The sequence below is a fragment of the Flavobacterium praedii genome (assembly GCF_026810365.1).
GTDB classification, from domain to species: Bacteria; Bacteroidota; Bacteroidia; order Flavobacteriales; family Flavobacteriaceae; genus Flavobacterium; species Flavobacterium praedii.
Window position 1 is genome coordinate 3,576,026 of sequence record NZ_CP113948.1, and the last position, 19,230, is coordinate 3,595,255.

General features: G+C 33.4%; 20 protein-coding genes. 9 read left to right on the plus strand and 11 right to left on the minus strand.

The window, feature by feature from the left end; all coding sequences use genetic code 11:
* The first annotated feature begins 76 nt into the window (after positions 1–76).
* Entirely contained in the window at positions 77–553 is a 477-nt protein-coding gene (locus OYT91_RS15165) for a hypothetical protein (RefSeq protein ID WP_281238627.1), read from the plus strand.
* A gap of 112 nt (positions 554–665) precedes the next feature.
* Here OYT91_RS15165 and OYT91_RS15170 read toward each other — a convergent pair whose 3' ends face one another.
* Both OYT91_RS15170 and OYT91_RS15175 read right to left on the minus strand, forming a co-directional pair.
* Complete coding sequence (locus tag OYT91_RS15170) at positions 666–1,766, minus strand: glycosyltransferase family 2 protein (protein WP_281238628.1); 1,101 nt, start codon at positions 1,764–1,766, stop codon at positions 666–668.
* 11 nt (positions 1,767–1,777) lie between these two features.
* On the minus strand, positions 1,778–2,746 hold the full coding sequence (locus OYT91_RS15175) for a lysylphosphatidylglycerol synthase transmembrane domain-containing protein (protein ID WP_281238629.1): 969 nt from the start codon (positions 2,744–2,746) through the stop codon (positions 1,778–1,780).
* A gap of 162 nt (positions 2,747–2,908) precedes the next feature.
* Here OYT91_RS15175 and OYT91_RS15180 point away from each other — a divergent pair, with 162 nt between their 5' ends.
* The 8 genes from OYT91_RS15180 (at position 2,909) to OYT91_RS15215 (ending at position 7,636) form a co-directional block, all read left to right on the plus strand.
* Positions 2,909–3,331, plus strand: coding sequence for a DUF1003 domain-containing protein (locus OYT91_RS15180; RefSeq protein WP_281238630.1), 423 nt, complete (start codon positions 2,909–2,911; stop codon positions 3,329–3,331).
* Positions 3,332–3,363: 32 nt separating this feature from the next.
* The gene (gene ruvC, locus OYT91_RS15185; protein WP_269224091.1) at positions 3,364–3,918 is read left to right on the plus strand and encodes a crossover junction endodeoxyribonuclease RuvC; all 555 of its coding nucleotides are present in this window, start codon (positions 3,364–3,366) and stop codon (positions 3,916–3,918) included.
* 96 nt (positions 3,919–4,014) lie between these two features.
* Entirely contained in the window at positions 4,015–4,386 is a 372-nt protein-coding gene (locus tag OYT91_RS15190; protein WP_269224090.1) for a four helix bundle protein, read from the plus strand.
* A 122-nt stretch (positions 4,387–4,508) separates the two neighbouring features.
* Positions 4,509–5,678, plus strand: coding sequence for a radical SAM family heme chaperone HemW (gene hemW / locus OYT91_RS15195; protein ID WP_281238631.1), 1,170 nt, complete (start codon positions 4,509–4,511; stop codon positions 5,676–5,678).
* 88 nt (positions 5,679–5,766) lie between these two features.
* A complete protein-coding gene (locus tag OYT91_RS15200) occupies positions 5,767–6,519 on the plus strand; it encodes a cyclase family protein (protein WP_281238632.1) in 753 nt (250 codons plus the stop codon).
* Positions 6,516–6,914, plus strand: a complete 399-nt coding sequence (locus OYT91_RS15205; protein WP_281238633.1) for a GNAT family N-acetyltransferase — start codon at positions 6,516–6,518, stop codon at positions 6,912–6,914. The genes OYT91_RS15200 and OYT91_RS15205 overlap by 4 nt, the downstream gene beginning before the upstream one ends.
* Positions 6,914–7,264, plus strand: a complete 351-nt coding sequence (locus tag OYT91_RS15210) for a DUF4260 domain-containing protein (protein ID WP_281240389.1) — start codon at positions 6,914–6,916, stop codon at positions 7,262–7,264. The genes OYT91_RS15205 and OYT91_RS15210 overlap by 1 nt, the downstream gene beginning before the upstream one ends.
* A gap of 6 nt (positions 7,265–7,270) precedes the next feature.
* The gene (locus OYT91_RS15215) at positions 7,271–7,636 is read left to right on the plus strand and encodes an MmcQ/YjbR family DNA-binding protein (protein WP_281238634.1); all 366 of its coding nucleotides are present in this window, start codon (positions 7,271–7,273) and stop codon (positions 7,634–7,636) included.
* A 41-nt stretch (positions 7,637–7,677) separates the two neighbouring features.
* Here the strand turns inward: OYT91_RS15215 and OYT91_RS15220 are convergent, their stop codons facing one another.
* From OYT91_RS15220 to OYT91_RS15260, 9 genes are all read right to left on the minus strand, one after another.
* Positions 7,678–8,757 (minus strand): glycosyltransferase family 4 protein, encoded by a 1,080-nt coding sequence (locus OYT91_RS15220; RefSeq protein WP_281238635.1) that lies wholly within the window; start codon positions 8,755–8,757, stop codon positions 7,678–7,680.
* A gap of 33 nt (positions 8,758–8,790) precedes the next feature.
* Entirely contained in the window at positions 8,791–10,002 is a 1,212-nt protein-coding gene (locus tag OYT91_RS15225) for a DUF1972 domain-containing protein (protein WP_281238636.1), read from the minus strand.
* Between the two features lie 119 nt (positions 10,003–10,121).
* Positions 10,122–11,192, minus strand: a complete 1,071-nt coding sequence (locus tag OYT91_RS15230; protein ID WP_281238637.1) for a glycosyltransferase family 4 protein — start codon at positions 11,190–11,192, stop codon at positions 10,122–10,124.
* Positions 11,193–11,194: 2 nt separating this feature from the next.
* Positions 11,195–12,421: a glycosyltransferase family 4 protein gene (locus tag OYT91_RS15235; RefSeq protein ID WP_281238638.1), complete on the minus strand. Its 1,227-nt coding sequence runs from the start codon at positions 12,419–12,421 to the stop codon at positions 11,195–11,197.
* The gene (locus OYT91_RS15240; RefSeq protein WP_269224077.1) at positions 12,414–13,109 is read right to left on the minus strand and encodes an acyltransferase; all 696 of its coding nucleotides are present in this window, start codon (positions 13,107–13,109) and stop codon (positions 12,414–12,416) included. The genes OYT91_RS15235 and OYT91_RS15240 overlap by 8 nt, the downstream gene beginning before the upstream one ends.
* Complete coding sequence (locus OYT91_RS15245) at positions 13,106–15,469, minus strand: nucleoside/nucleotide kinase family protein (protein ID WP_281238639.1); 2,364 nt, start codon at positions 15,467–15,469, stop codon at positions 13,106–13,108. Before OYT91_RS15245 ends, OYT91_RS15240 begins: the two co-directional genes overlap by 4 nt.
* Before the next feature lie 132 nt (positions 15,470–15,601).
* Positions 15,602–16,891, minus strand: coding sequence for an O-antigen ligase family protein (locus OYT91_RS15250; RefSeq protein WP_281238640.1), 1,290 nt, complete (start codon positions 16,889–16,891; stop codon positions 15,602–15,604).
* A 2-nt stretch (positions 16,892–16,893) separates the two neighbouring features.
* Positions 16,894–18,006: a glycosyltransferase family 4 protein gene (locus tag OYT91_RS15255; protein WP_281238641.1), complete on the minus strand. Its 1,113-nt coding sequence runs from the start codon at positions 18,004–18,006 to the stop codon at positions 16,894–16,896.
* The gene (locus tag OYT91_RS15260; RefSeq protein WP_281238642.1) at positions 17,997–19,226 is read right to left on the minus strand and encodes a lipopolysaccharide biosynthesis protein; all 1,230 of its coding nucleotides are present in this window, start codon (positions 19,224–19,226) and stop codon (positions 17,997–17,999) included. Before OYT91_RS15260 ends, OYT91_RS15255 begins: the two co-directional genes overlap by 10 nt.
* Positions 19,227–19,230: the final 4 nt, after the last annotated feature.

Below are 19,230 nucleotides of genomic sequence, written 5' to 3' on the forward strand. Positions count from 1 at the left end.
AGACCTTAATCATATACGAATATGAGGAAAATAATTGTATTTTTATAACATATTTGTCCCATTCAAAAAACAAACATTGAAGCAGTTTCCCTTTTTTATAGTCTTTATACTTTTTAATTCCTGTCAATATTTTGACAAGCAGGTTCCTTCCGAAAAGGAATTGTTGCAAAAGGAGTTGAAGTCCATCAATTGGAAAGAGGTAGACGAATATCCATCGGTTGTCGATTGTGACAAAATCGAGGATAAAAAACAACGCCAACAATGTTTCTTTGAGGTTTTAACCCAGTTAATTCAAGAGAAATTGTGCAATGACACCTTAGCCATGCTTTATCCGGAGTTGGACACGATTGAAGTCAAAGTGACCGTTTTCCCGAATGCCACCATGAAATTTGAACCGCAATTCCCCAAAGATTCAGTGGCTTATGATACCGTAAAAATTGACAGTATCCTGAAAGCTCGTTTAGTCGATTTTCCTAAAATAAATCCAGCAATCAAAAGAGGATTGCCCGTGAAAACGCAGTTTATACTTCCTGTAATTTTAAAGGTCGAGTAGTTTTTTAAGGAGCAATTTCCAGCTGTACACTATATCTGTTGCCCTGAACCCCAGGACAACAGGATGCCGTTTCCATCTGGGCTAGGGCATTCATTTTCATTACAAGATTTGTTTAAAACCGTCTTCCTTTCCATTCGTATTTTCCGAACAAGCAAAACAAAGCCACAGCAGTGCTGAAAACGGGATACCACAAACTACTTAAAAGCAAATAATGGATTTTATGCTTAGTCAAGAATCTATTTGTTTGCTGAATCAGCACAGTGTCAATTCCAAATTTGATCAGGAAATAAAACACAGGAGAAAAATAGGGAAGAATTCCAAAAACGGTCAGCCCCAAACAACAAACCAACCCAAAATTCATCACAAACACAAGCAGTCCCAGTCTTTTTCCAAAATCACTTTGGTATGAAGTAGTTTTGGATGCCCAGCGCATGCGTTGGTAAAACAATGATTTCCAGTTATTCAAAGGTTTTGTGGTAACAATGGTATTTTTCGATTTTAAATAAGCTACTTTTTCAGGGTATTTGGCAATTGCCTTTTGCAACAGAAAAACATCATCGCCACTCGCTATTGCAGAATTTCCATCGAAACCTTTTAATTTTTGAAAAAATGATTTGGTATAAGCAAAATTGGCGCCATTGCACATAAAACCCTTTTTAATTCCAAAACTGCCTATGGTAGCCCCTTGCAAACTCGCCAAATCCAATTGCTGAAAATGATGCAAAAACGAATTCCCGCATTTGTAGGTAACCGCTCCAGCAATCATTGAAACGTGATGCAACTGAATGTAGTTATCCAAAGCCAGCAACCAATTTTTATGTACCACACAATCAGCATCAGTGGTGATGACCCATTCGGTTTTTACGATTTGCATAGCCGTTGTAATGGCATCTTTCTTTGGTGAATTTGAAATCCGAACAGTATTAACAACCGAAACGTTAAACTTTAAACCTGAAACTTTAAACTCTTTATCCGATTGATCATCAACCAAAATCACTTCAAACAAATCCGTCGGATAATTCAATTGTGAAAAGCTTTCTAATAAAACGGGCAAATTGTCAGCTTCATTCCGAAAAGGGACAATAATGCTAAAGCTGGTTTTTGGCGGTAAGCCAATGAATTCGAACTGATTTATTTTGGTAAAACCATAAATGAGCCAGCCAATTGTTATTAGATACATTAGTATAATCAAACCAAAAATAATCACACTCATACTTTATATGTTTAATGGCTGTCTTTCATTCCCTCTTCGTAGGCGAGGGGGCTTTTGAAATTCAATACATAATAACTCCCAATAATTACTGGTAAAACTACATTCAAAAACCACATTAACGTAGTGACAAAAACCACTACCCATTCATTAACGCCCAATATTCCAAAGAAATAAACAGCTACACTTCCTTTTACAGCAAAATCTAAAAACTGAAAAGTAGGCAAAGAAGAAGCTAGAAAGTAAACACTGGAAATGGCTGAGATGAGAATTAAATAAGGTAAATCAACATCAAAAGTCAAAAACAAAAAGTAGTATTGATGCGAGAAAACCAAATATCGTAAAATAGCCAAAAGGGTATTTTTTTGATGAATCGATTTTGGAATTTCGTTAATTTTATGAATCAGTTTTTCTATCGAATAGCCTTTGATTTTGATTTTTTTGACTAAAAATAAAACAACAAATAGGATTATCAGAATTCCGAAAAGTACAGCAACAGTTTCGGTCGTAATCACATTGTATTGTGCATTGAAATACAACAATCCAAAAATCCCAAAAACGACAGTTAAGATCATTTGTATTCCATTGCAAATCAAATTTAAAAACACGACCTTTTTGGCTTCTTTTTTTTCAAAATACAATGCTTTTCCGGCATATTCTCCAACGCCATTTGGAGTAAATAATCCTGCAGTCAAACCTGCCAAAACTTGCTTGGTGGCTTCTGCCAAAGAAATAGGATGGAGGTAGGAAACCAAATATTTCCATTTTAAAATTTCAAAGAAGCGGTTCAAGACACTCAAAAGCAGAATAAATCCAATTCCCAAAACAGACTGATTTTTATGAAACAATACCAAGAATTTTTGCCAGTCGAGTTTGTCATTGTTGGCCAATTGATTGTATATAAAATAAAAGGCACCACCTACAATCAAAAGTTTGACTAGAAGTACGAGGAATTGCTTAGTTTTGTGTGAAATTGAAATCATACCGCAAAGTAAAGGAAAATCGTCGTGAAAATGCTATTTCGCAAAGATTCGCAAAGACTCTTTATTTTGTTAGCGAATTCAAACTTCGCGAATGGCTGTGTGAACTTCGAGTATCTTTGCCTAATAACAGAAATGATTCAAATAAAACAAATTTTAAAAGAGATGAAGAATAACAAAACTTGGCACGAAAAACATAAAGAAGCATTAAGTTTTGGTAGTCGTTTGGCTGATTCTGTTGCTAAAGGAATGGGGTCTTGGAAATTTATTATTATTCAAAGTGTTTTTGTAATAGTATGGATGGGATTAAACCTTCTCGCGTATATGAGTCATTGGGATGTCTATCCTTTTATATTGCTGAATCTTGTTTTCTCCACTCAGGCAGCTTATGCGGCACCAATTATTATGATGTCGCAAAATAGACAAAGTGAAAGAGATCGAATTCAAGCGCAATCTGATTACCAAACCAATATAGATGCAAAGTTGGAAATTGAAGCTTTGACCATTAAGTTGGATAAAATTGAAGCCGAAAAATTGGATAAGATAATTGCCATGTTGGAAGAGATGAAAAGCAATTCTAATAAATAAAAAATATCAGTACCACAATTTAAAAACAAAAGGTGACAAAAGAACGCATTATATTAGGAATTGACCCTGGAACCACGATTATGGGTTTTGGATTGATAAAAATTGTGAATAAGAAAATGGAATTTTTGCAACTTAACGAATTGCAATTGTCCAAATATGACAACCATTACCAGAAACTAAAAATAATTTTTGAACGAACCATAGAATTAATAGAAACGCATCATCCAGACGAAATTGCGATTGAAGCTCCGTTCTTTGGCAAGAATGTACAATCGATGCTGAAGTTGGGTCGCGCGCAAGGTGTGGCAATGGCTGCGGGACTTTCCAGAGACATACCAATAACTGAATACGAACCCAAAAAAATAAAAATGGCCATCACCGGAAACGGAAATGCCAGCAAAGAACAAGTGGCCAAAATGCTTCAACAATTATTGGGACTGAAAGAATTACCTAAAAACTTGGATTCAACAGATGGCTTGGCAGCAGCAGTTTGCCACTTTTTTAATTCTGGGAAAGTGATCGGTGAAAAAAGCTATACAGGTTGGGATGCATTTGTAAAACAAAATGAGGAAAGAGTTAAGAAATAGTGATCAGTGGTCAGTTTTTTAGTGATCAGTCGCAAAAAGTAATCAGTTTTCAGAAGTAGTGTTTAAAATAGAATATTCAATTTAAAAAATCCATATATGAGATTTCAGGATTTATTAGCTTTTAAAAAATCATTTTCGTTAGCAATGAAGATTTTTGAAATAACAAAAAGCTTTCCAAAAGAAGAGACCTATTCATTGACTGATCAAATTAGACGTTCATCCAGAAGTGTTCCTGTTACTATTGCCGAAGCGTATAGAAAAAGAATTTATCCAAGACATTTTCACAGTAAATTAACCGATTCTGACGGCGAAAACTCAGAAACACAAGTTTGGTTAGAATTTGCATTTGCGTGTAAGTATATTTCAGAGACGATTTATCAAGAACTTATTTCGGAGAGTTTAGAAATTGGTAAACTCGTTAATTATATGATATTAAATCCAGAGAAGTTTGGAGTAAAGAAAGAGTAATTAGTGTTCAGTTTTTTTAGTATTCAGTAATAATCTGACGAAATTCAATAAGTCTGACCACTAAAAAACTGACCACTTATCCTAGACTGATCACTAAAAAACTGAACACTGAACACTACTAAATGAGCGGCATCTATATACACATACCCTTCTGCAAGCAGGCTTGTCATTACTGCGATTTTCATTTTTCGACTTCAATGAAGAAGAAAGAAGTGATGGTTTTGGCTATAGCCAAAGAATTGCAAATGCGCAAAATTGAGTTTCAAAATGAACTTGTTGAAACCATTTACTTTGGTGGAGGAACACCTTCGGTATTGACAACGGAAGAAATTGAATTTTTGATTGCCGAAGTTTACAATCATTATAGCGTTGTTGAAAATCCAGAAATTACCCTTGAAGCGAATCCAGATGATTTGACAAGTGAGCGAATTGCAGAATTGTCCAAAAGCCGAATCAACCGACTCAGTATAGGTATTCAATCTTTTTTTGAAGACGATTTGAAGATGATGAATCGTGCTCATAATTCGGTGGAGGCCAAAAAATGCCTGGAAGAAGCGACACACTATTTTGATAATATTTCCCTCGATTTAATTTATGGAATTCCAAGAATGAGCAATGAAAAATGGAAGCATAATATCGAAACTGCTTTGTCTTTTGGAATACCGCATATTTCCAGTTATGCCTTGACTGTCGAACCCAAAACGGCTTTGAATAAACTCATTCAAACTGGAAAAATAGCCAAACCCAATGACGAAGTAGCCGAAGCGCATTTTCAGATTCTTGTCGAAACGCTTGAAGCAAACAATTTTATCCATTATGAATTGTCCAATTTTGGAAAAGAAAATTATTTTTCAAAGAACAATTCAGGGTATTGGTTGGGAAAGAAATATTTAGGGATTGGCCCATCATCCCATAGTTATGACGGTGTTTCTCGAAGCTGGAATGTCTCGAATAATTCCTTGTATTTAAAATCCATACAGGAAGATAAATTACCCAATGAAATTGAGATTCTCTCCGTTGCCGACCGTTACAACGAATATATTATGACTGGTTTGCGAACGATCTGGGGTGTTTCTTTGGATAGAATTGAAACTGAATTCGGAAGTGATTATCTTGATTATTTGCATAAACAAGCTCAGAAGTTTCTTGACGATGACTTACTTGAAATCGTCACTTCGAGTGATTCCGCTTTTGGGCGGAATAGTATCGAGAAGATTTTGAAACCAACTCCAAAAGGAAAATTTTTGACAGATGGAATTGCAAGTGATTTGTTTTATTTAAATTTGGAATGAAAAAGAACGCTGATAAAACGGATGCGAGCAACGCTGATAATAATCCGTAGAATCCGCGTTAGTATATCTGTAAAATCCGCGTTCAATTATGATAGCAACCATCAACAACGAATTTAAAGTCGATCTATCAAAACCGATTGATATTTCGATTCCGTTAACTAATTCAGACGAGAATCCAATTGCTTGGTACATCGAAAAACCAGTAATAGAACCCGTTGTTTTTGGTGATTGGATAGGAAGCATAAAAGAAGGAGCCTCTACAAATTTCAATAACATCTCCTTCAATCCGCACGGTCATGGAACGCATACAGAATGCCTGGGTCATATTACTCGAGAGTTTTACAGCATCAATCAATGTTTGAAACAGTTTTTCTTTTTGGCCGAACTGGTTTCAATTGTGCCGGAAATGCAAGCGGAAGACTGGGTGATCAGCAGAAATCAGGTTAAAAAAGCATTGGGCTTGAAAACTCCTGAAGCAATCATTATTCGAACATTACCCAATTTTAAAATAAAAAAATCACAGAAATATTCTAATACCAACCCGCCTTATTTGGCAGAAGATGCCGCACTTTTCATTCGCGAAAGCGGAATTAAGCATTTGCTGATCGATTTACCGAGTGTGGACAAAGAGCACGATGAAGGAAAATTATTGGCACACAAAGCATTTTGGAATGTAAAAGATGTCAACAATTTAAATGCTAGTGCACGCTTGGATTGCACGATTACCGAAATGATTTATGTCGCTGATGAAATAGAAGACGGAAGTTATTTGTTGAATTTGCAAATTGCTTCTTTCGAGAACGATGCGAGTCCGAGTAAACCTATTTTATACCAGATATGATACAAGTTTCCACCGATAAAAAGAAACTCGATATTCCTTTTATTCAAAATTTTCTAAAAGATATTTATTGGGCTGCGGGCAGAACAATTGAAGAAGTGCAGAAAACAATTGACAGCTCGGTTTGTTTTGGTATTTATTTGGATGAGCAACAAATTGGTTTTGCTCGGGTAATTACCGATTATGTGGTTTTTGCCTATGTGATGGATGTTTTTATAACTGAACAACATAGAGGAAAAGGATATTCGTCTATTTTGGTTTCGGCAATGATGGAAGAACCTATTTTGCAAAATATTAAAATATGGAGATTGGCAACCAAAGATGCTCATTTTTTATATGAGAAATTTGGTTTCAAAGCTTTGGCACACCCAGAAAGAATGATGGAAAAAATAGTATGATGAAGACAATTGTTAAACTCGAAGAATTAGGGTTATTTATACTCGGTATTTATTTTTTTAGCCAATTGAACTATGCGTGGTGGTGGTTTTTGGTCTTAATTTTAGTTCCAGATTTCTCTATGATTGGCTATGTATTTGGAGATAAAGTTGGTGCTTTTTGTTATAATTTGGCTCATCATAGAGGCATTGCCATTGCGGTATATTTGATTGGAATTTATTTTTCTAATACTGCAATTCAGCTTTCAGGAGTAGTTTTATTTGCCCATTCGTCTATGGATAGATTGTTTGGTTATGGATTGAAATATGAATCGGGTTTTAAGTTTACCCATTTGGGCGAAATCGGAAAATAATTAAATATGAACCTAGAAACCTATTACGAATATTGCCTTTCTAAAAAAGGAGTCACGGAACATTTTCCTTTCGACGAAGACACTTTAGTTTTTAAAGTAGGCGGAAAAATGTTTGCTTTATCCTCTTTATTGCAATGGGAAAAAGGCAATCCTTCCGTGAATCTTAAGTGTGATCCCGAACGCGCACAAGAACTACGAGCCGAATACGATGCCATACAACCCGGTTTTCACATGAGCAAAATACATTGGAATACAATTGCTGTAAATCAAGATGTTCCAGATGTTTTAGTGAAAGAATTGATCGATCATTCGTATGATTTGGTTTTTATAAGTTTAACCAAGAAAATTCAAAAAGAAGCCGAAGGGTGGTAAAACCTTCGGCGGATCTTCACGTTCAAGATTTGTTTTTGGAATTATCGCTGTTCTAACTTTTTTAAAGTATTTTTCCATTCCTCAAGTTCTTTTATCATTAATAAAAACCGAATAATGGACCAAAACACCAAAAAAGTAGTTATAATTATTAAAGTAATGGAGAAAAAGGAAATTAGCCCAAAACCAATAAAATAGAAAAGCAAGCTAAGTGCAACTACTACTATCGAAACTTTTTTGTGAGTTAAGCCAGCAGTCAATAGCAAATGATGTAGATGAGATTTATCAGCACTAAAGGGTGAGTTTCCTCTTTTAATGCGCCCCATATAGACTCTTAAGGAGTCCAATACTGGGATAGCAAAGAAAGCCAGTAATAATATAAAACCATAACCATAACTAGTGTTTGTTACATTTGATTGTTTTTCCATGAGTTGTATTCCTAAGGAAATTAATATAAAGCCCAAAAAGAGAGAGCCTGCATCACCCATAAATATTTTTTTTGCCGACAAATTAAACCTTAAAAAACCAATAATTGCTCCGATAAATACAATACTAATGTACCCTAAATTTGCATCTTTGAAATAAAAGGAGGATAGCAAAAACATGGTGAATCCTAGTAATGATAAGCCGCCAACAAGGCCATCAACACCATCCATTAAATTAAAAGCATTGACTACACCTGTAATCACAATGATCGTTAACACATATTGTGCCCAAACAGCAATTTCATAAATACCAAATAAACCAAAAAGAGATGTAATTCGAATAGAAGAGGCAGCAATTATAAACGACAATAACAATTGAATCGCTAATTTGTATTTAGCTTTTACATCCATTTTATCATCAATAATGCCGACGATTAAAAGTATAAATGCTGACACTAATATGGTTATGTATCCTTTTGTATAGGTAAACAATAAAGATTGAATAGCGAATACTAGAAAAAAAGTGATTGCAATTGCAATTCCACCAACAAGAGGAACAGCATCTTGATGTATTTTTCTGTAATTGGGTTTGTCTACAAGATTGACTTTTACTGCTATTTTTTTAAAAAATGGAATAAGAATTAAAGTAAGTAGAAATGATAATATTCCAAACGATGCATATATAATATTAGTTTTCATAATTTTTCTTTTTTAAAAAGGTATACTTTATAATTATCGATTTTCATAAAACAAGAAGTTATTGTGTAAGTGCGCCAATTGATATTCTTGTAAAAAGGAAAGTTCTAAACTTTTTATTTCAGCATGTACGCTATGTTTGTTTTTTGTAACTAGAGCTTCTTGAATTAATAATTCATATTGTTTGGCAATTACTTTCCAAGTATATCTTCGATTGGCAATGCTTTTCATTTCATATTTTAAAACCTCTTTTTGTGCAATTGATAGCGTATTTAGTTTTTGGATTAATTCTTTCGATGTTGAAAAATATATTGCTTTATTTTCTGTTGTCGTAATATTATAAGAAACTTTGAAAGCAAGAACCGGAAGTGCCAAATACATGGCCTCTACAAGTGAAGGATTTGTTCCTCCGGCCGAATGGCCATGTATGTATAAAGTGGCATTTCCTCGAATTAAATCGATTTCTCGTTGATTGTAAATGGGGTCAAAAAGGGAAATGTTTGGGGTACTCATGTAGGTTTCTTTTAATAGTTTTCCATAATCGCTGTTGTTCCAATTGCCAACAATTACCAAATTTATTTCTTGTTGCATTTTAAAGGCTTCCAGAACCAAATGGACATTGTTTTCGGGTTCGATTCGGCAAACTTTTACAGCATAATCATTTTTTAAAAAAGGATACTTTTCAATATCTTGAAGTGTAGGTTTTACTTCAAGCGTATGATCGGCTCCATATTCAATCACTCGACTTAAGGTTTCGTATCGTAGTGCAGTATAATCTTGTATGGATTCATTGTCAGAAATGTCAATATGCGAAAATCGAACCGCCATTTTTTCGGCCCACCACAAATACAGTTTAGCCAACATAGACCATTTATCTCTTTTCCATTCAATACCATCAATGGAGATAATGATTTTTTTGTTGGAAAATAAACGAACAAATGGCAATATCCAAGCACCAGCCACTCCCAAAATAAGCAATACATCTGAAGTGAATACAGCATGAAGTATTGAAATCGTATCGTAAGGAATGCTTTGTACACCATTTGCTTCAAGCGGAATGTACTTTAGTTTAGCACCTTTATAATTTTTGACTTGCTCTTCCTTTTTGTATTTTTTTTGAGAGCAATAAACCGTAAAATCATATTGATCAGACAAATGGGTTACCAAGTGTTCTGCGAGGGTTTCAAATCCGCCGTATTTTGCGGGTAATCCTACTGTGCCAATGATGGCTATTTTATCTTTTTTCATGTTAGTTCCATTTGATATTAGTATGCCAATAATCATGCTATTATTTACAAATCCAATAAAACAGGGGGTTCATTAAATTGGCACAATTAAATATTTTCCATATTTTGGAATATTTGCAATTAATTGGAAAGAATTCGGGTAGATTCATTTTCAAAATAGTCCTCACAAAAGAACTTACTATAGGCCAATGCGCTTTCACTCATTTGAGAATATAATGTAGAATTTAGCAAAAGATCATTTAGTTTTTTTGAAATAAGAGCAATGTTTTTACTGTCTATTAAATACCCATTTTTACCTTCTTCAACAAGTTCTATAACCCCTCCAATTGGAGGCACTATCGTTGGTAATCCATACGCCATTGCCTCAAGAATGGTTAACCCAAATGTTTCAACCCATAAATTAGTATCGGATAAATTGAGTACCACACTCGCTTCTTTATAAAAGGAATGCGTATCTTTTTGAGTAGGATAGATAATTAAATTACTCGGAATATTTTCTTTTTTAAAATAATCATTGATTTCATTTTGAGAGGCATTTACAACCAGTTTAAAGGTGAATTTTGAATTAACTTGTGCCAGTTTTAGAAATTCATTTACTCCTTTGTAGGCTTTTAACGAACAAATCATTAGGACTATTTTGGATCGTTTTTCTGGATTAAAATTCAAGCGGGATTGTTTGATAAAACTGCTTTCCAGAACATTATAAATTACATTTTTTTTCACTTTCAAAGGTTCCTGATTGGCCAGAAAATTGGAGACATAAACCACTTCAGAAGCCGTTATTTTAACTATTCCAAAAAGGAATAATTTTAATATTTTAGGTTTCATCGTAGTCTCATGAATGTGATACATGACTTTACAACTTCTTAATTTGCCTGCAATTGCCGCTCCAAAAGGCAGAACAGTATTGATATAGACAATATCATTTTTTTGTAATTTAAAAAGTAATTTAACAAAAAGGAGAAATTGACTTGTCATTAAAAACAATAGTCGGATAAAGGGATTTTTAGCAAAACGATACCAATAAAAATGGTTTTTTACCTGTGTAATATTTGATAAAAATCCATCTCTCCCGCTGCAGGTGTATAGATGAGTTTCTATATTTTTTTTAGTCCAGCCTTTTAGTAATTGCATTAATACTTTTGGGCTTCCGCTATAATCGTTTAATAAATGGATGGCTATAATTCTCATGGCTATAATTGATTATAAATGGTTTGTAAATGTTGACCTCGGCTATTCCAAGTAAATTTTTCTTCGTATTTTTTTCTTGCATTTATACTCATTTGATGTAATAAATCTGGATTTGAATATAATTTTTGAATGGCTTTTTTTAAATCAGTAATTGTTTCGAGGTAATCTGATTTAGGAATTGCAAATCCACAATTGTTGTCAATATATTGTCCTGGACCTTCGTTGTCCAGGCAAATGATGGGTAACCCAAAGGACAATGCCTCAGCGACAACCATTCCTGCTCCTTCATGGGATGGAAATAAAAAAACAGCCGATTTTTCATATAATTTCATTAATTCAGATCGGTCAATCCATTCTATAATTTCAACATAGTCTTGAATGTTGTTTTGAATCATGATTTTTTTATATAATTCTTTTTCAGGTCCAGATCCCACTAGGGTAAGTTTGCATGTTTTTCTCTCGGATAATGTGAGCGAATTAACAAAAGCAGCATAAGCGTGCAACGTTAAATCAAATCCTTTGAGAGTCACAAAACGACCTACACTTATAATATGGAAGTTTTCCTTTTTTGGAATAACAGTAGTATAAAAATCCTCCGAAGCTACTGATGGAAAAATAGAGAACGACTCATTTTTTAGTTTTAAAGCACTTGGAACACCATTATTCATACACCAAATATGATTGGCATTTTTGATGGTTTTGTTCAATGCAGGTGACAATTTCCAAAAGAAATTTTTTACTAGCCACGTTAAACTGTCTTTTGTTTTAAATGAAGTGGACGCCAATTTTAAATACTGTTTTGGAATAATGGGATGATGGCCTACAGGTCCCCAAACCATTGGTTTTTTTAATTTATATAAAAAACTCGGGGTCCAATCATTATGAAAATTTACGTTGTGCGCGATATCAAAATCAATATTTTTCTTTTTGATGAAACGCACAATTCCTTTTTGCCACATATAATAATACAGCATTGCACCGCGGCCACCTTTTTTCCAGAATCGCATCCAATAGGGCAAATCAAAATAAAGGAATGTAATATTGTTGTATACAGTGTCTGGGTTTTGACTCATATATTTCTCTATAGATTCTTGGTTATTTTCTCTTGTAACAGCAAATACTTTATTGAAACGGGCAATTTGGTAAACAAAATTCCATCCCATTCCGTCTTCAGAGCCTTTGTATGGATTTATGGCATAGCAAGTGGCTACTATAGTTTTGTTACTCATGATTTCTATTTTTTAAAAGTTTGGCAGGAACACCACCAATTATACTATTCTCAGGAAATGATTTGTTTACGACACTCCCAGCGGCTATGATGCTACCGTCTCCTATTTGTACTCCATCCAGTATGGTTACTTTGCTTCCAATCCAGCAATTTTTTCCAATTTTAATACCTTTTCTAGTCACTCCTTGGTGTCTTATAGAAACATTCAAATCTTCATAATTGTGGTTTTCGGGATGACAGCTCCAGTATTGGCCAACAATGCATTCGTCGCCAATTTCAAGACCGCCAGCACCACCCAAATACGCAAATTCTCCAATTCCTACGCTGTTGCCAATGATGATTTTATCTCCAAGATCGTGTAATGAAGTAGAAACAATAATCCGACTAAAGGCTCCAATGCTTACATTATCGCCCAATTGAATGCCATTTTTACTCAAAGCAGACAAAGAGACTTGATTGCCTAATCTTAGAAATTTACCCCATTTTATTTTGGAACTATTAAAAAAAGAAACCCCAGTTCCCAGCAACATTCCTTTTGGATTTCGGAACAAAAAAAGAACTTTGCACCCTCTCAATAAACTCCAAATTTGAATCCAAATAAATTGAATCAACGCGCCAGAATTTAATGCTTCATCAAAGAAAAAGGTAGGGTTTCTTAATTGGATGATTTTTAAGAGGAGTGTTTTCATTTTTCATTTTGTATTAAAGTACCTACTATTCTATTTAAAGTAATTTCCAATTCTATGTTGTTAATGGTTTCATAAGTTGAGAAATGACTTTTTGAACTCAACGATTCGAATAATGAATGATAGTCATGAGTTAATTTTTCGATGGTTATTTTACTCAATTCTTGCTTTCTTTTTAAAATAATGTCCGCATCTGCAAAAAGGAAAAAATTGAATTTTGGTTTTAATAAAAAACGATAGCAAAACACCGTTAGTTTCTTTGGTAATTCGATATTGCTTCGCTTGCTGTCATTTATAAAATCAAAATAATAGCGGTCATAAATTACCACATAACCTCGAAAAATGTGTTTGAAATAAACAACAAACTGACCCAAAATGTAATCCGTATAATAATAAGAGAATCGAAATAAAGAAGATACCAAACTATTGTTTTTTCCTTGTCTTGGTAAACTTTCTATGGCGTCTTGATGTGCTTTTTCTTTCCCTTTTGTCCAAACACTCAATATGGGCAAAACCGAAGGACGGTGACGCAATACAACCACTTTTTTGCGCAATTGTTTTTCGACTCTTACCGCTATATTTTCTATGACAGTAGATTTTCCGGCACCATCAACACCGCTAAACGTGATTACAAAACCTTTGTTGTTCAAGCTGTTTTTTAGGGTATCCATTAAATAATTCATTGTGTTTTTGATGTAATGAAACGAGGTATTTGGTTTTTCTTTTTTAATAAAATTCAACACCTCTTTCGGGCTATTTTGAAGCATTATATCAAAAGAAGAAGTAGTGTTTTTAATGTAATTTTGGGTTGCCAGATATTTTGTTGGAATTTTTGAACCATTGAGTAAATAGAACAAAGCGATAAATTGTGCCGTATCTCTATCTGATGCATTTTTAACGCCATATCTATTTCGAGAACCGCTTGCAATTAATTTTTTTGCATCCATTATCTCAATGTTTTTTACTTTCAACTGTGTGATTAAGTCTAACGCCAATAATGAACCATCCTTTAAAAAAACAAGAATACTAGTCATGAACGATTTTTTATTGGTTTTGATTTTTGAGACTAATGCATGTTTTTTTAGAAAATAGACTAAACTTTTACTGGTGTTTTTATTTACAATCAAGTCAATATCCGAATTCTCGTTTAAGGATTCAGGAAAACCAAATTCTAGTTTCAAACCGGCATATTCTTGGTTTTGAATACAATCAAAAACATCCATAATCAGTAATTCTCTAGCAGATTTTTCATCGGATATAAATTCATTCAAAGCCTCATTCCAAACGGGTAGTAACCACTCGATTTGTGGATGCCATTTGGGTTGTGCAGCATATACTTTCAGATAATACATGCAATTCAATATGAGATACCATTTTAAGTATTGTTTCATTTGATCAATATCATTATCAAATAGCGTAGTTGCAAATGCGCCAGAACAGTTTTCTTTTATGGATTTATAAATTTCTGTCCAACTTTTTCGTTCGACCATAACGCCATTTTGAATGATGAAATGGAAATAATCAAAAGCTTTTGGCCGATCAAAGCTGGCAAGTTCCCAGTCATAAAGAGCGATTGTTTCGTCTACTTTATACATATTCCATTGTGTAAAATCGCCGTGGGAAAGTGTAAGGTTTACTTTTTCATATGGGTTCGCATTATCTAAAAGGATGTTCATCTTTCGAATCATATTTACTGGGATTCTATCGTCATTTAAATTTTTAAAATTATTTTTTAAGGTTTTATAAAACTTCCAATCTTTTAATAAAATGGTATTACTTCTTTTAGAACTTATGGCTGATAAAATGTTGAGGTGTGTTGGAGTACAATTTTTGGATCTTTTACCATCTTTTGAAACATCCGTTAAGAGAATTATTTCATTTGATATTTTGATGGATTGTGGAGTTTTCAAATTTGGAATTGATCCATGAACTTCTTGCAACATTTGATGCTCATTGTCTATTAATTTTTGCGCAGAAAGGGAAGTGGCGATTTTATAAAATGAATTATTAGTATATAAAATGGCTTTATTATTGGGGCCAACTGTACCGGTAAATAAAGCCCAGTTATCATTTAAGTTGAATAATGGATTCAGTTTGTTTACAACAAAAAACTTTTTGCTAGGGAAAACTAATTTTTGAAGTTTTGCATAAAACAATACACGAATCATTGCCGCAAACATTTTTGCTCTAATACTGCTAGTGGAATAGAATTTTAAAAATAATGGTTGATTTTGGGTTTTACTCCAAATCCATCTTGGAGTGCCATCAGGATTTTTGATATAAAGAAATTCGACTACTTTTTCTGTAGAATTAATTGAGGCTTTAGAAATAGTGTATCCAAGAGTTTTAAAAATAGCTTCCATAATATTCGTTTTATAGTATGACTATTAGAAAAACCGTGCCAAAAAATAAAAACCCTTGTATTATAAGGGTTTTATGGCTTTTGCTATCGCACTATTTTCCATTATTTGGAAAAATTTTGTTTTTTGGAAATTTTAAATCACTAAATCAGGTCTTCTTTTTCTTAAATACAGTTTTTGAAGTGAGGTTAAATGGGGATTGTTTTTAAAAGAAACCGAGAAAATTATCATTTGGTAAAACATGATTCCATAGTTGCTTTCGCCAAAAATTCCAAACTCGGTAAAAGAATTGATAATAATAGGAATTAAAATTCCAATGAGCATTAAGCGTGTTTCTTTGTTCTCTGTAGTGAAAGCACATAAGGTAAAAAACATTTGGAGTAAGGCAATACACAAACCTATAAATCCTAAGTTCATCAGTACTTGCATGAAGGTGTTGTGCGTCATTTTGCCTGGATAGGTATGTACACTTTGAAAAAATTCTTTATAATCAATTCTCATATACCCAAAACCCAATAGTGGTTCCCTTGGAAGTCCTTCGGAAATTAGCGCTTGCCAAAATGGTAATCTCCCTGTTAAAGTTAATATTTCTTCCATTCTAGCTTTGTCTCCTCCTTTTAGAATGATTTGATTGATGGCAAATGGAATTACCAATAAAACACATCCAATTATCGCCATTTTTAAACCTTGTTTTTTGGTTTGATTAATGTGGAAAAAGATGATTATTAAAACACCAATTAGTGAAGAACGTGATCCCGTCATGAATAAGGCATAGAAAATAACCAAAATTTTGATAATGGTCCACGCTTTGTTTTCTTTTCGGTACAAATCAAAGATTAAGCAGGCCACACCAACTCCAGCAAGCATACCAAGCTCATTCGGGTTCATCATTACACCACCCAAACGCGCTTCTTCTCCTCCATTTGTTAATCGGAAGAAAGTATCTGGATCAATCCACATTCCCACCACAAAAATTAATTGTAAAACGAAAACGGTATTCCCCAAAAGATGGTACAAACGAATGTTGTGACCTTCAAAAAAAGAGTCTAATAGTTTGATGCTTTTTATAAAAAAATAGGCAAAAACAAAACTCTGAAAAGTCATAAACCATTGCAAAGCACTAAAGCCAGGGTTGGTACTCCACATAAAAGACAAAAAGCCTAAACCCAAATATCCTAAATAGAGTAATGGAGAAAAAGTATTTTTATAGCCCAAAGTGTTTACCGCTCCGTAGCGTATAATTTTATAATAAATACCAATGGAGGATAGCATTAATCCCATTCTGCCCACCACTTTTATAGCTCTAGTAATGTTTATATTTTCACTCCAGGTAAAAAAACAGGCTACCATCAATAGTAAAATGATAAACATATAGTTGTTTATTTTTTTTAGGAAAGCATCGTGAATGGTGGTACTGGTTTGCATGACTAATGGTATAATTCGATGTTAAACCGAGATATAAGTTGTTTCCAATTGTAATTTTGTTTCACCATTTTGATGGCATTGTATTGCATTTCGATAAAATAGTTTGGATTTTTCCAGCAAGAGAATAAATCCGACATAGCATTTTCCAGTAAATTACTACTTTGTGCGTATATAGTTTTTCCTGCTTGGTTTTTAGTAATTAATTGACCAATATTTGTCGCATCGGTTACAATACAAGGTTTTCCAAAACTAGCTGCTTCAATTACTGAAAGTGGTAGCCCTTCATTGCGGGAAGGATGTACAAAAACATCTATTTTTTGAAGTAAGTCGTTTTTTTCTTCTCCAAATTTACTGCCAAATAGAACAACGTTTTGTGCAAATGCTTTGCCTTTTAGTTGTTGTTCTAATAGCACTTTTTCTGGGCTATCGCCTATAATCCAAAGTTTTGAATTGGGTACTTTTTCTTGAAATTTCTGAAAGGCTTCGAGTAAAGTATCTAAACCTTTGGTATAAATATCCAACCGACCGATAAAACCAAAAATAATTTCAGGGTTAGTCGATTTTTCTATTACAACAATCTTTTCATTCTCATAACCATAGGGTAATAAAATAGATTTGCTGTTTTTGAAAATCCTTTTTAAACCAATAACTTCGCTTTGACCAATACAATGAATTTTTGATGAATTGTTGAGTACTGTTTTTTCGAATAATAAGAAATATACTTTTTTTCTCCAAGAACTTCTTTGCATGGCAATTGTATTGTAAGCACCATGAGGAGTGAAAACAAAAGAGATGTTGTTTTGGTGCAATAATTTAGACAAAGTATAAAAAACAGGAATCCAACCACCGTGAAGATGAAATACAGCTTTATCTTTTTTTTGGATGATGGCGCTTTTTAATTCTTCAGAAATGGCAAAAGGATTTCGTTGTTTTAAAAACAATTGGGTTTTGTAATTGCGTTCACCATAATTGTTTTCTAAATCTTTGGTAATGCCCCAAACTGCAACTTTTTCTCCAAATTCAGTTTGCTTGGTCGCTAATTGATGCACTACTTTATTAACGCCATTCATTCTTTGAGGATTTGCTTTTCCTAATACGATGTGAATTATTTCCATAACTGAAATTGATTTTTTTTCAATTGATTTTGCCAAAACAAAATCATAATGATTTGATTCATAATAAGTCCCGAAACTGCTCCATAAAGACCAAAACTGTTTAATAAAAAATGAAAAGAAATTAAAGAAGAGACGAATGAAAGCACATATCCAAAAAAGAATATTTTGTTCAACACCAATATTCTTACCGCTATTCGAATGGGGTAACTCAAGAAAATAAAGAAGTATAAAACCGAAATAATTCGGACCACATAACCGTAGTTTTGATATTTCTGACCACCTGCCAAAACAATTATTTCATTAGAGAAAATGGAAAAAATACTCAAAAGGGTAGCAAATAACAATGCTCCAAATAAGGTGATTTCCAATAGATATTTCTTTGCTTTAGCGCTATTCTCGTTATAAATTGCTGCTACTTTTGGCAAATAATAGTTTTCAATTGTTTGCAGTCCTATATTTAGAATCCCAAAAAAAGATTGAACCAATCGTAAAGCACCAAGGGCTTCAATACCTAAATAGACACCAGAAACCAATACGAAAAAATTGCTGGAGCACCACTGCAAAAGAGCCACACTAAACAACCATTTGCCTTGAGCAAAATGATGATTTAAGAATAATTTCCAAGAACTGGGACGTTCAAAGTTTTTCGCAATAAAGTACATTCCCGGTAACGCAGTAATAAGATTTGACAATCCAATGATCCAAAGGGCATTTGATAATTGAATTGTCTCATCCAAGTAAAAAATAACAACTATTAACAACAAAAAAATAAAATCCATGGCAAAAACAATTTTTACTTTATTAATGCCTAAAAGTAATTTTCGGAAAAAATCATTTATGATAAAACCCAATATGAAACAGCTTATAGCATAAGTATTTATACGATATTCATTGCCATTAGATAAAAAAAGCACTGCAAATTGAATTATAAAAAATATTAAAACAGACAATCCTATCAATCCATAAGTCAAGAAAACCTGGTATTGTTTTTTTTCAATTATTCTAGAAATGGAAACCTGAAAAGGTTGAATGAGCAAGGCATTTGTAATGCTAACGATTAAATAGCTGACCAAAACTATGGCCGAAAACACACCAAAACTCCTATTGTCTAATTTTTGAGCCAAAAAAAGAGTCAACAAAAAAGTGGTTCCACTACTAATTGCTTGGTCAGCAAAGACCAAGAGAGTGGGAGATGACACTATTTTTTTTAGTAGGCTCATGTTT

Bases quoted from the DNA above. Each gene is read 5' to 3' on its own strand.
- OYT91_RS15175 (WP_281238629.1), bottom strand. From the start codon at position 2,746: ATGATTTCAATTTCACACAAAACTAAGCAATTCCTCGTACTTCTAGTC.
- OYT91_RS15240 (WP_269224077.1), bottom strand. From the start codon at position 13,109: ATGAAAACACTCCTCTTAAAAATCATCCAATTAAGAAACCCTACCTTT.
- OYT91_RS15255 (WP_281238641.1), bottom strand. From the start codon at position 18,006: ATGGAAATAATTCACATCGTATTAGGAAAAGCAAATCCTCAAAGAATG.
- OYT91_RS15200 (WP_281238632.1), top strand. From the start codon at position 5,767: ATGATAGCAACCATCAACAACGAATTTAAAGTCGATCTATCAAAACCG.
- OYT91_RS15170 (WP_281238628.1), bottom strand. From the start codon at position 1,766: ATGAGTGTGATTATTTTTGGTTTGATTATACTAATGTATCTAATAACA.
- OYT91_RS15230 (WP_281238637.1), bottom strand. From the start codon at position 11,192: ATGAGAATTATAGCCATCCATTTATTAAACGATTATAGCGGAAGCCCA.
- OYT91_RS15210 (WP_281240389.1), top strand. From the start codon at position 6,914: ATGAAGACAATTGTTAAACTCGAAGAATTAGGGTTATTTATACTCGGT.
- OYT91_RS15225 (WP_281238636.1), bottom strand. From the start codon at position 10,002: ATGAAAAAAGATAAAATAGCCATCATTGGCACAGTAGGATTACCCGCA.
- OYT91_RS15245 (WP_281238639.1), bottom strand. From the start codon at position 15,469: ATGGAAGCTATTTTTAAAACTCTTGGATACACTATTTCTAAAGCCTCA.
- OYT91_RS15220 (WP_281238635.1), bottom strand. From the start codon at position 8,757: ATGAAAACTAATATTATATATGCATCGTTTGGAATATTATCATTTCTA.
- OYT91_RS15205 (WP_281238633.1), top strand. From the start codon at position 6,516: ATGATACAAGTTTCCACCGATAAAAAGAAACTCGATATTCCTTTTATT.
- OYT91_RS15250 (WP_281238640.1), bottom strand. From the start codon at position 16,891: ATGCAAACCAGTACCACCATTCACGATGCTTTCCTAAAAAAAATAAAC.
- OYT91_RS15260 (WP_281238642.1), bottom strand. From the start codon at position 19,226: ATGAGCCTACTAAAAAAAATAGTGTCATCTCCCACTCTCTTGGTCTTT.
- hemW (WP_281238631.1), top strand. From the start codon at position 4,509: ATGAGCGGCATCTATATACACATACCCTTCTGCAAGCAGGCTTGTCAT.
- OYT91_RS15180 (WP_281238630.1), top strand. From the start codon at position 2,909: ATGAAGAATAACAAAACTTGGCACGAAAAACATAAAGAAGCATTAAGT.
- OYT91_RS15215 (WP_281238634.1), top strand. From the start codon at position 7,271: ATGAACCTAGAAACCTATTACGAATATTGCCTTTCTAAAAAAGGAGTC.
- OYT91_RS15235 (WP_281238638.1), bottom strand. From the start codon at position 12,421: ATGAGTAACAAAACTATAGTAGCCACTTGCTATGCCATAAATCCATAC.
- OYT91_RS15190 (WP_269224090.1), top strand. From the start codon at position 4,015: ATGAGATTTCAGGATTTATTAGCTTTTAAAAAATCATTTTCGTTAGCA.